This is a genomic window from Flavobacterium sp. P21, assembly GCF_050632225.1.
GTDB lineage: Bacteria > Bacteroidota > Bacteroidia > Flavobacteriales > Flavobacteriaceae > Flavobacterium.
Genome location: NZ_CP192585.1, coordinates 3,955,827 through 3,968,054, shown reverse-complemented (window position 1 = coordinate 3,968,054; position 12,228 = coordinate 3,955,827). Strand labels below are relative to the sequence as shown.

Below are 12,228 nucleotides of genomic sequence, written 5' to 3'. Positions count from 1 at the left end.
TTTATTTTTTGTTTTCTGCTTTTTTTAAGTTGCGATAAAAAACAGAATCAAAAAGAATATCATAAATATACGAATGATTTGATCAATGAGACAAGTCCGTATCTTTTACAGCATGCGCACAATCCTGTAAATTGGAAACCGTGGAATAAGGAAGTTTTAGATCAGGCAAAAACAGAGAATAAACTGATCATTATTTCAGTAGGATATTCGTCTTGTCATTGGTGTCATGTAATGGAAAAAGAAAGTTTTGAAAACGATTCTGTTGCCAAATTAATGAATGACAATTTCATCAGCATAAAAGTAGATAGGGAAGAACGCCCAGACATTGACCAGATTTATATGAATGCCGTACAATTGATGACTGGCGAAGGCGGATGGCCATTAAATTGTATTGCACTTCCTAATGGTCGTCCAATTTTTGGTGGCACTTATTTTACAAAAGAGCAATGGACAAAAGCTTTAACCGAGATTTCTGATTTATATAAGAAGAATCCAAATAAGGCCAGTGAATATGCAGATAAATTGGTAAAAGGAATTCAAGAATCGCAGTTGATTGCTGTCAATAATAAAGATGTCAATTTTAATAAAACCGAAATTTCGGTCGCTGTAAAATTATGGAAAGAACATTTAGATTATAAAGATGGAGGTTTAGTTGGTCAAACCAAATTTCCAATGCCGGCTTCTTTGCAATTTCTGCTTCGTTATGGTGTTCAGAATAAGGATAAATCAATTCAGAATTTTGTTGACAATACACTAACAAAAATGGCTGATGGTGGAATGTATGATGCAATTGGAGGAGGATTTTCAAGATATTCAGTAGATGCAAATTGGCATATTCCTCACTTTGAAAAAATGCTGTACGATAACGCGCAGTTAGTAGGTTTATATTCCGAGGCCTATCTGGTTTCAAAGAATGAACTTTATAAAAAAACTGTATATGAGACGCTGAATTTTGTGGAACGTGAACTCATGGCTTCTAAAGGAGCTTTTTATTCTTCGATCGATGCTGACAGCAAAAACAAAGAAAAAAATTAGAGGAAGGTGCGTATTATGTTTGGGATAAAAAAGAATTGCAAGTTTTATTAAAATCAGATTACCCGCTTTTTCAGAAATATTATAATAGTAATGAACACGGTTTATGGGAAAACCAAAAATATGTCTTGTTTAAAAATCATTCGGATAAAGAGTTTGCTGTTCAAAATAAATTGACTTCAGCTCAATTGGATTCAAAAATTAAAAGCTGGAAGCAGATTCTTTTAGCAAGCACGAAATAAAAGACCTCGTCCACATGTTGATAATAAAACATTGACTTCATGGAACGCTTTAATGATGAAAGGTTATATAACTGCGTATAAAACATTTAAAAATCCACATTATAAAGAGGTTGCTTTAAAAAATGCCAACTTTATCATTGATAATCAATTGCAAAAAGATGGAAGTTTGAATCATAGCTATAAAGATGGCAAAAGTAGTATTGCTGGTTTTGCTGAAGATTATGCCAGTGTTGTAGATGCTTTTATTGCGTTATATCAAATCACGCTTGATGAAAAATGGATCAACAAAGCAAAACAATTAACGGATTATGCCATTAAACATTTTCAAGATAAAAAATCAAGCCTTTTTTATTTTGCATCCGATGCTTCGACAGGTTTAATTACGAGAAAAATGGAAGTAGTAGATAATGTTATTCCGAGTTCCAACTCGATTCTGGCGCATAATTTGTTTTTATTGGGACATTATTATTCTAATGATACTTATGCAGAAAATGCACAGCGAATGTTGAATAATGTAAAAGTCAATGCTTTGGAATCTCCTATGGAATACTACAATTGGCTGGATCTAATGCTGAATTATACTGATAATTATTTTGAAGTAGCCATTTCAGGCAAAGAGGCCATGTCCAAAACAGATCAACTTCAAAGTTACTATTTGCCTAATATTTTGATTGCCGGATCCACAAAAGAGAGTAGGCTTCCTTTATTAGAAAATCGTTTTGATGAAAATGAAACTTACATCTACATATGCGTAAACAAAGCATGTAAAAAACCTGAAGTAGATGTTGTAATGGCAGTCAGTAAAATTAATAGCAATATTCAGTAAATAAGGTCTATATGTTCTTGATTAACTGAGTTTTGATAGAAAAATGACAACAATTTTTTTTACGAGTTTTTCAAAGAATATTGTGTAATGGGTATAAATCTTTAATTTTTCTGCCAATGGACATAGTAAAATGAGGATATTGTATTTTATTGGCTAAAAAAAGACATATATGATTTTTTTATAACTATTTTTTTATCAAAAATTAATGTTTTTTGTAACACAACCGGTTGTGTTTTGATTTATTTTTTTATATTTGTAATAAATACACTTATTCGTGGTTTGATTAAATTTTTGTACCGTTATTGAATAAGTAAAGAAAGTCAGGATTGCAATTAATTGTTTAATTATAAAACAATTAGATGTCAAAAGATAAAAATTGGTTTAAAAGTTTGTGGTAGGTTATAAGTGTTATTTTACAGAATCTGTTTATAACTAAATGCCTTAGTTTTTAAATCGTAAAGCCGGAAGCTTAATCCTTTCGGCTTTTTCATTGCTTCATAATTATTCTATTTATAATAGGGCTAATCGAATTATCCAAAATCATGAAATTAAAAATTATCCTACTGCTTTTTGCTTCATTTAACATGTCTAATATCTGGTCGCAAAATATCATTTTGCAATCACCAAATGGAAAAATTAAAACTGCTTTGAATGCTGTTGATTCAACTATAAAAGGTGAATGGTATTTGAAAACATCGTATAAGACAGCTGATCAGATGACAGAAATAATACCGAGAATAAATTTAGGTCTTTCAAGAAGCGATCAGGATTTTTCAAAAGAACTCCATTTTTTAAAAGCAACAAAGCCAAAACTAATTAATGATCGATATGAACTTCCATTTGGGAAAAAGTCTGTGCGTGAAAATTCGGCCAACGAAATAACTGTTTTTTTTGAAAATCCGAGCAAAGCCAAATTATATCTTATCATAAGAGCGTATAATGATGGCGTTACATTTCGTTATGAATTTCCAGAAAAACATGGCTCTTATATCATTAATGATGAATTTACAGCTTATCAAATACCAAAAGAAAATAAACGGTGGTTGGAAAAGTGGAATCCGGCCAATGAAGGATTATACGCTTCATCCAGTGATGATAAAATTCTTCAGCAAGAATGGTGTTATCCTGCACTATTTAATTCCTCAGATAAATCATGTTGGTTTTTATTACATGAAGCCGATTTAAATCGCACTTATTGCGGCACAAAATTAAGCAACAGAACAGACATCAATACCTACAAGCTTACATTTCCCGATCAGCAGGATGCGAGAGGTACTGGCGAATCAAAACCAAAAATTGCACTTCCGTGGAAGTCACCTTGGCGAGTAATTGCGATAGGAAGTTTAGGTGCTATTGTAGAAAGCACTTTAATCGATGATGTTTCGACTCCAACTGCTTTTAAAACTACCGATTGGATAAAACCGGGAAAAGTTTCCTGGAATTATTGGTCAAGCAATCACGGGACGAAAGATTACAAAATTGTATGCGATTTTACAGATTTAGCTGTAGAAATGAATTGGCCTTATACGCTTTTAGATTGGGAATGGGATGCTATGTCAAACGGCGGAAATCTAGAAGATGCTTTAAAATATATCCATTCAAAAGGGATAAAACCTTTGATGTGGTATAATTCTGGAGGAGATCACACATGGGTTTCTTCTACGCCGAAAGACCGAATGCTGACGCATAAAAATAGAGTAGAAGAATTTACAAAACTTAAAAAACTGGGTGTTGCTGGGGTTAAAGTTGATTTTTTTGAAAGCGAAAAACAGGATATGATCAACTATTACTTGGATATTTTAGAAGATGCGGCTCAATTTGAAATCATGGTTTATTTTCATGGCTGTATTGTACCGCGTGGCTGGTCAAGAACTTATCCAAATTTAATGACTTATGAAGCAGTTCGAGGCGCTGAGTGGTATAATAACGGACCTGAATTTTCGACCACAGCGCCAGAACATAATGCCATTTTGCCTTTTACAAGAAATGTAGTAGGGGCAATGGATTATACTCCTGTGACTTTTACCAATTCTCAGTTTCCACATCACACTTCTTATGGACATGAATTGGCGCTTTCTGTACTTTTTGAGTCTCCTTTCCAACATTTTGCAGACAGGCCTGAAGGATATTACCAATTACCTGACGAGGCGAAAAACTTCTTAAAAGAAGTTCCAACAACGTGGGATGCAACCAAACTTATAGATGGTTATCCAGGCAAAGATGTGATAATGGCGCGCAGAAAAGGAGGCTCTTGGTACATTGGCGGAATTAGTACCTCTGAGCGTGAAGAGCTTACAAAAGAAATCAAACTGGATTTTTTAGATGAAGGGATTGATTATCGTGCCGTTGTTATTGCAGATGGAAAACACGATAAAGCATTTTCTTTTCAAGTTTTGGAAGTAAATAAGGATAAAACTATTGAAGTGAAATTACTTCGAAGAGGAGGCTTTGTGATTTCCTTAATTCCGATTGAAAAATAAAATAATTGCAAAAAAATAACTATTAACCCAAAAACCACAATAATGAAAAACCAAATTAAAATAGCATTTATAGTAATGTGCTGTTTATCAGTAGTTAAATTGAAAGCTCAAAATCCTATTATCAAAGATATTTTTACCGCTGATCCAGCTCCAATTGTACATAAAGGAACCTTGTATTTATATACAGGACACGACGTAGCAACGGAGCAGGATACAAATTATAAAATGGCCGATTGGCATGTATTTTCTACAACCAACATGAAAGACTGGAAAGATCACGGAGCACTGCTATCACCCAGCACATTTTCATGGGCTACGGGAGATGCTTATGCCGCTCAATGTATTGAAAGGGATGGAAAATTCTATTGGTTTGTCTCTACATTTCATAAAAAAGATGATAGAAGTGGTGGTGGCGCGGCAATAGGGGTAGCTGTTTCGGATAGTCCTATTGGGCCTTTTAAAGATGCAATTGGCAAAGCGCTTATTATAAATGAAATGACAACAGACATGAAATACGCTTGGGACGATATTGACCCGACTGTTTTTGTTGATGATGATGGCCAAGCCTATATGTTTTGGGGAAATGGAAGCTGTAAATGGGTCAAGATTAAAAAGAACATGACAGAATTGGATGGAGAGATAACTACTTTCAAACCTAAAAATTATATCGAAGGACCTTGGGTTTATAAAAGAAAATGGCTTTACTATTTAGTATATGCCAGTGCAGGAACCAAACCAGAAATGATAGAATACTGCACGGCTAAAAGCATTACAGGACCATGGACCCATCAAGGTATTATTCAGGAAAATGTGCAAAATAGTTTTACCACACATCCCGGTATTATTGACTTTAAAGGCAAATCATATTTTTTCTATCATAACGGAAGTCTGCCAACTGGAGGAAGCTACAGACGTTCCATTTGCGTCGATTATATGCATTACAATAAAGACGGAACCATTCAGAAAATAATACAAACAACTGAAGGTATAGGCAAAATCAAGTAATAAGGATTTTAATTTTTTAAGTTATGAAAAAAGAATTAGCTTGATTTTTACCTTCCTCATTTTGATTGTTCAGATGACTGCTTCAGCGCAAGGAAAAAAGCTCAAAATCCGATAATTTTTTCTGATGTGCCCGATCTTTCTATTATAAGAGTTGGTAAAAATTATTACATGAGCAACACTACAATGCACATGAGTCCGGGTTTGCCTATTATGAAATCTACAGATTTGGTTAATTGGACATTAATAAATTATGCCTATGATACTTTGGCAGATATGCCCGAATTAAATTTAACAGATGGAAAAAGTACCTACGGAAGAGGTTCATGGGCAAGCAGTTTACGTTTCCACAAAGGAACTTATTATGTGACAACTTTTGCTCAAACAACGGGCGAGACGTATATTTTTAAAACAAAAGATATAGAAAAAGGAAATTGGCAAAGGGTTTCTTTTCAACCTGCTTATCACGACCATTCCTTGTTTTTTGATGACGATGGAAAAGGATATTTGATTTACGGAACGGGTCAAATCAAATTAGTTGAACTAAACGATGACTTAACTGGAATCAAACAAAATGCTCCTGAAAAAATTATTATAGAAAATGCCAGTGAACCAGCTGGAAATAACATCATGTCGCGAGCTGAGGGTTCGCAATTATTCAAAGTTAAAGGCAAATATTATTTGTTTAACATCTGTTGGCCAAAAGACGGAATGCGAACAGTAGTTATTCATAAAGCAGACCATATTACTGGTCCTTGGGAAGGAAAAGTTGGGTTGCAGGATTTAGGTGTTGCGCAAGGGGGACTTATAGATACTCCTGATGGACGCTGGTTCTCTTACCTTTTTCGTGATTTTGGTGCAGTTGGCAGAATTCCATATCTGGTTCCGGTAAAATGGGAGAATGGCTGGCCCATATTAGGTGAAAATGGTAAAGTTCCTGAAATAATAGATCTACCAGCCAGTAAGGGTTTGATTCCGAATTTGGTTGCTTCTGATGAATTCAATCGAAAGAAAGGACAAGAAATGTTGCCATTAGTTTGGCAATGGAATCATAATCCTGATAATACACTTTGGTCTTTAAAAGAAAGAAAAGGATTTCTGCGTCTAAAAACGGGAAGAATTGATACTGATTTTCTCCAGGCAAGAAATACACTTACACAACGTACTATCGGTCCAATCAGTAAAGCCTCTGTTTTGTTGGATGTTTCGAAAATGAAAGATGGTGATTTTGCCGGATTAAGTGCTTTACAAAAAGAGTACGGATTAATAGGGGTAAAAATTGAAAACGATCAAAAAGTAATCGTAATGGTCAGTACTGCCAAAGATAAACCGGTTGAAATACAACGAATTCCTTTGCTTCAAAATCACATTTATTTAAAGATTGAATGCGATTTTACCAATAAAAAAGATGAAGCAAATTTCTTCTATAGCTTAGATGGAAAAGTTTGGAATCCGATAGGTGAAACTTTAAAAATGAAATATACACTTCCTCACTTTATGGGTTATCGTTTTGGATTGTTCAATTATGCAACAAAAAATATTGGCGGATATGTAGATTTTGACTGGTTTCGAATTAATTATTAATAAAGAAAAAAACAAAAATGATAATAGATAAAAATTTCGCAAGCGAATCCCTTGTCAGACTTCACTATTTGGTGCTGATTTTGGGATTGATTTTTCCGGTTTTAGTTATTAGTCAGAATAAAAAGAAAGAAGAAAAATCAGAATTTAAAGCACCTCAATATCGCAATCTTTTTAAAGAAGCTGGATACAGCCAAAATGAGATTGATAAAAAATTGGCCAAAGCCTATTACGATGTTTTTGAAGGACCAAACAAAGTTTATTTTGAAGAGGGTGATTCTTTAGGATATGTATCGGATGTTAAAAACAAAGATGCGCGTACAGAAGGAATGTCATACGGAATGATGGTTGCGGTTCAGCTTAATAAAAAGAAGTATTTGACCGTCTTTGGAGATGGTCTGTAAAGTACATGCAACATCAGGATGGCCCAAGAGAAGGTTATTTTGCATGGAGTGTAAATCCTGAAACCAAAAAGCAAAATTCGGCTGGATCTGCTTCAGATGGCGAGTTATATTTTGTAACAAGCTTGCTTTTTGCTTCAAATAGATGGGGCAATACTACAGGAATAGATTATTACAAAGAAGCTAGAAGAATATTGGATAATATGTGGAAAAAAGATGGTACTGGCAAAATTCACAATATTATCAATACTGAACATAATCAAATATCATTCGTGCCTGAAGGTGGTGGTTACAATTGGACAGATCCTTCATATCATGTTCCAGCATTTTTCGAAATATGGGCATTGTATGCAAAAGATGGACATGAGCAGTTTTACAAAGAATGTGCTGATGTTTCGCGACAATTTCTGCATAAAGCAACGCATCCGATAACAGGATTAAACTCAGATTATACCGAGTTTACTGGCGAACCTCATCCTACACCATGGATGCCACCGGGATTTCGATATGATTCCTGGCGCGTTCCTATGAATATTGCAATGGATTATACCTGGTACGGAAAAGATAGAAAATGGCAGGAAGAATACGCTTCTAAATTTCAAAATTTCCTCAGATCAAAAGGATTGGACACTTTTGAAGATCAATTCAATCTGGATGGTACTAAACCTGATTTTATTCTGCAAGCAGGTTCGGTTAAAAAACTAAGACATTCGATCGGATTGGTGGCAACTTCGGCTACGGCATCATTAGTAAGCAAAGACAAAAATAGTATCGATTTTGTTCATGCGGTTTGGAATGCCAAACTGGAACCGTATGAAGATGGTTATTTCGATCCTTACTATGATGGGCTAATGTATCTCTTTAGTTTAATGCATCTAAGTGGGAATTATAAAATTATAACTCCATCATTTAATTAATTTTTTAAACTTAAAAAAATCAAGTATGAAACAATATATAATTTTTATACTATTAAGTAGTTGGTCAACGATTTCATTTTCCCAAAAATTGAAAATAAACGAAAAGGAATATTTTGAAACCCGAGGATTAAATGTTTTGGTTTTTAGCAATGAATACAACGGAATGTTCTTTGACGAAAAAACGGCCGGAATAGAGTTTATTCATCATGGTGTAAGAACCGTAACAGGTGGAGCTGTAAGACTTCAAAACACACCGGAACAATGGGATTTGATTCCAAAAATGACAAGCCGAAAAGTAGATAAAGCGACCAATACCATTGAAGTTACACTTCGATATGAAGAATTTGATTTTGATTCCAAAATAATAGTAACATCAAAAGGAAACGGATTCTTGATCAATGTTTTTCTAGATAAGCCAGTTCCGAAGCAATTGGAAGGAAGAGCAGGATTTAATATGGAATTTTTGCCAACATCTTATTTTGAAAGTAATTATGTTGTTGATGGAAAGGCAGGAACTTTTCCGCGTTATCCTTCGGGAAATACTGAAATGAAGCCTTTATCTCAAAAAATCCCACAATTTGCGGGACATACCACATTTGATGATCGCGGAAAAAAGGAATTTATAACGACTCTTCCATTAGATTCAGGGAAGAATTTAATATTTGCGCCTGAAAATCCAGAGCGAACAGTAAAAATTCAGTCAGAAGATCAGGAAATTATGCTTTTTGATGGAAGAAATCTTGGGCAAAATGGCTGGTTTATAGCGCGAAGCATGCTTCCTTTAAATAAAACAGGAAAAGTACTGACATGGTACGTAGAACCTAACACAATAGCCAATTGGACAAGACAACCCGTAATAGGATTTTCACAAGTTGGGTACATGCCGGGACAAAGGAAAGTAGCCGTAATTGAACTTGATCAAAATGATAAAGCATTAGCTGAAGCATCGATTTTTAAGCTTAATGAAGACGGGAAATTTGTAGAAAAGCTGAAAGGTGATGTCAAAGTTTGGGGAAATTATTTGCGATATAATTATGCTCAGTTTGATTTTAGCTCTATTAAAGAAAAAGGACTTTATTATATTCAGTATGGTGATCAAAAAACAAACACTTTTCAGATTGAGAATGAAATTTACGCCAATGTATGGCATCCTACAATGGATGTCTGGTTTCCCGTTCAAATGGATCACATGGAAGTGAATGAGGCTTATAGAGTCTGGCATGGGAGACCATTTTTAGACGATTGCCTTCAGGCGCCATTGAATCACGAACATTTTGATGGCTACAAACAAGGTCCGACGACAGAAACTAAATACAAACCTTTGGAACGTATTCCCGGAATGTCTGTTGGAGGTTGGTTTGATGCAGGCGATTTTGATATACAAACCTTTTCACATGTAAGTGTAATCAACAGTTTTGTAGAATCTTGGGAAGAATTCAAAGTAAATAGAGATGAAACTTATATTGACCAAAAAATGCAGTTTGTAGACATTCACCGTCCCGATGGCCAGCCTGATTTGTTACAGCAAATTGAGCATGGCGTTTTAAATCTTGTGGCACAGGTTGAAAATATTGGTCATCCAGTAAGAGGAATTGTCGTGCCTAATCTTCACCAATATCATCATTTAGGCGATGCTTCTACAGAGACCGATAATCTTCCGTATAATACTTCTCTTAAACCATATGAATCCAATGGAGTTTCAAGTGGTACGATGGATGACAGATGGGCATTTACAAATCGCTCTTCGTTTTTGGATTACAGAACTGCGGGCGCATTAGCTTCGGCAAGCAGAGCTTTAAAAGGCTACAATGACGAGCTTTCTGCTAAATGTTTGTCTCTTGCTATAAAGCTGTACAACGAAGCAACAGAAATAGAAAAAAGGCAAAACCGGATAATAGTCCTATGGCAAGATGGGGAAAAGGCGACGATATGATCGCGATATTACAGCTTTACTTAAGCACAAAAGACCAGAATTATAAAAAAGGGTTTCTAGATAAGATTTGGAAATTACTGGATGAAAATTTAGAATTCAATATTAATTCAGCTCTCTTGGCTGTGCATTCTATGGATGATAGCTATAAAGTAAAATTACGAAGCTATGTTATCAAGTATAAAGAAAAAACAAATAAAGAGAATACTGATAATCCTTATGGAGTTCCTTTGGTAAAGAGAGGCTGGGGCAGGCACTTCGCAAGTAATTAATTGGGCAAGCACAAATTATTACATTCATAAATTCTATCCTGATATTATGGACAAGGAATCTGTTTATCAAGGCTTGAACTATATTTTTGGATGTCATCCTTATTCCAATTTGTCTTTTGTAAACGCTGTTGGAAATAAATCCAAAAAAGTAGCTTACGGAAACAACCGTGCCGATTTTACAACTATTGCCGGCGGAGTAGTTCCCGGACTTATTTTTCTTAAACCGGATTACTTAGAAAATAAAGACGACTGGCCGTTTTTTTGGGGCGAAAATGAGTGTATTATCGATGGCGGTGCGTGGTATGTTTTTCTTGCAAATGCTGTAAATGATTTGGCTAGAGAGAAATAATAACCTTAAAAAAGCAAAGATGAAACGATATTTAGATATAGTCATTATAGTTTTAAGCTTGTGTTTTCAGTCTGGTTGGAGCCAGGAAACGCAGATTGTTGAAGATTTTAAGCCTTCACCAATGAATCAGTCAGAAAAACAATTTCCACAGGTAAATTCGCAAAGACGCGTACGTGCCAGTATTGTTGCTCCCAATGCAAATAAGGTGCAACTCGACATTGGTGGTGTAAAATATGATATGCGAAAAGACACCAATGGAGTATGGACAGGAGAATCGAATCCGCAGGATGAAGGATTTCATTATTATCAATTAAATATTGATGGCGCTTCGGTACCAGATCCGGGAAGCTTGTATTTTTATGGTGCAGGAAGATGGGGAAGCGGTGTAGAAATTCCGTCGAGAGATCAGGAATTTTTCGAATTGAAAAATGTGTCTCACGGTCTTGTCAGCGAAAATATTTATTTCTCAAAGCTGACCAATTCTTTTAGACGCTGTTTTATCTATACACCTGCCGGTTACAATGAAAATACGAAAACACGTTATCCCGTACTTTATTTGCAACACGGAAGTTTTGAAGACGAGACAGGCTGGTCTTCTCAGGGCAAAGCTAATTTAATTCTAGATAATCTGATCGCTTCAAAACAGGCAAAGCCAATGATTATTGTAATGGATAATGGCTACGCTTATAAACCTCAAAGCAAAGAAATCAAAGAAAAGAAAGAGCGTACGGAATCTATTTTTGAAGAAGTATTGATATCTGAAGTTATCCCAATGATTGATGCCAAGTTTCGTACTATCGCCAATCGTGAAAATAGGGCTATCGCAGGCCTTTCTATGGGTGCCAATCAAACAATGAGGATTATGATGAATAATCTGGAAACTTTCTCGTACTATGGAGGCTTTAGCGGTACAGCAAATTATCCGAGTATAGATCCTCTTGATGCTTCTACTTTTTTGGATGGAAAATATAAAGAGGGCAGTGCATTAAATAAAAAAATAAAGCTTTTTTGGTTAGGTTTAGGTACGAAAGAACCGGCTCCTTTTCCCAAATCAGTAGGAGCATTTCGAACGATGCTGGAACAACAAGGAATTAAATATGATTATTATGAATCTCCTGAAACTGCGCATGAATGGTTGACATGGAGAAGATGTTTATATCAGTTTGCCTCTAAGCTGTTTAAATAAGTAATTCTAA

General features: G+C 35.1%; 12 protein-coding genes. All 12 read left to right on the top strand.

The annotated features are described in order from the left end of the window. The first annotated feature begins 78 nt into the window (after window positions 1-78). Entirely contained in the window at window positions 79-1,035 is a 957-nt protein-coding gene (locus tag ACQ9BO_RS19940; protein ID WP_431242171.1) for a thioredoxin domain-containing protein, read from the top strand. Window positions 1,036-1,070: 35 nt separating this feature from the next. After that, window positions 1,071-1,274, top strand: coding sequence for a hypothetical protein (locus tag ACQ9BO_RS19935; RefSeq protein WP_431242170.1), 204 nt, complete (start codon window positions 1,071-1,073; stop codon window positions 1,272-1,274). Between the two features lie 31 nt (window positions 1,275-1,305). After that, window positions 1,306-2,100 (top strand): hypothetical protein, encoded by a 795-nt coding sequence (locus ACQ9BO_RS19930; protein WP_431242169.1) that lies wholly within the window; start codon window positions 1,306-1,308, stop codon window positions 2,098-2,100. Window positions 2,101-2,642: 542 nt separating this feature from the next. Then, window positions 2,643-4,580, top strand: a complete 1,938-nt coding sequence (locus ACQ9BO_RS19925; protein ID WP_431242168.1) for a glycoside hydrolase family 97 catalytic domain-containing protein — start codon at window positions 2,643-2,645, stop codon at window positions 4,578-4,580. A 42-nt stretch (window positions 4,581-4,622) separates the two neighbouring features. Next, the gene (locus ACQ9BO_RS19920) at window positions 4,623-5,585 is read left to right on the top strand and encodes a glycoside hydrolase family 43 protein (protein WP_431242167.1); all 963 of its coding nucleotides are present in this window, start codon (window positions 4,623-4,625) and stop codon (window positions 5,583-5,585) included. 111 nt (window positions 5,586-5,696) lie between these two features. Further along, window positions 5,697-7,166, top strand: coding sequence for a glycoside hydrolase family 43 protein (locus ACQ9BO_RS19915; RefSeq protein WP_431245174.1), 1,470 nt, complete (start codon window positions 5,697-5,699; stop codon window positions 7,164-7,166). Window positions 7,167-7,183: 17 nt separating this feature from the next. Beyond that, window positions 7,184-7,567, top strand: a complete 384-nt coding sequence (locus tag ACQ9BO_RS19910; protein ID WP_431242166.1) for a hypothetical protein — start codon at window positions 7,184-7,186, stop codon at window positions 7,565-7,567. Between the two features lie 5 nt (window positions 7,568-7,572). Continuing rightward, window positions 7,573-8,481, top strand: a complete 909-nt coding sequence (locus ACQ9BO_RS19905; protein ID WP_431242165.1) for a glycosyl hydrolase family 8 — start codon at window positions 7,573-7,575, stop codon at window positions 8,479-8,481. A gap of 88 nt (window positions 8,482-8,569) precedes the next feature. After that, window positions 8,570-10,414, top strand: coding sequence for a glycoside hydrolase family 9 protein (locus ACQ9BO_RS19900; protein ID WP_431242164.1), 1,845 nt, complete (start codon window positions 8,570-8,572; stop codon window positions 10,412-10,414). After that, window positions 10,411-10,683: a hypothetical protein gene (locus tag ACQ9BO_RS19895; RefSeq protein ID WP_431242163.1), complete on the top strand. Its 273-nt coding sequence runs from the start codon at window positions 10,411-10,413 to the stop codon at window positions 10,681-10,683. Before ACQ9BO_RS19900 ends, ACQ9BO_RS19895 begins: the two co-directional genes overlap by 4 nt. Window positions 10,684-10,729: 46 nt before the next feature. Further along, window positions 10,730-11,032: a hypothetical protein gene (locus tag ACQ9BO_RS19890; protein WP_431242162.1), complete on the top strand. Its 303-nt coding sequence runs from the start codon at window positions 10,730-10,732 to the stop codon at window positions 11,030-11,032. Window positions 11,033-11,051: 19 nt separating this feature from the next. Then, window positions 11,052-12,218, top strand: coding sequence for an alpha/beta hydrolase-fold protein (locus ACQ9BO_RS19885; RefSeq protein WP_431242161.1), 1,167 nt, complete (start codon window positions 11,052-11,054; stop codon window positions 12,216-12,218). The last annotated feature ends 10 nt before the right edge of the window (window positions 12,219-12,228 follow it).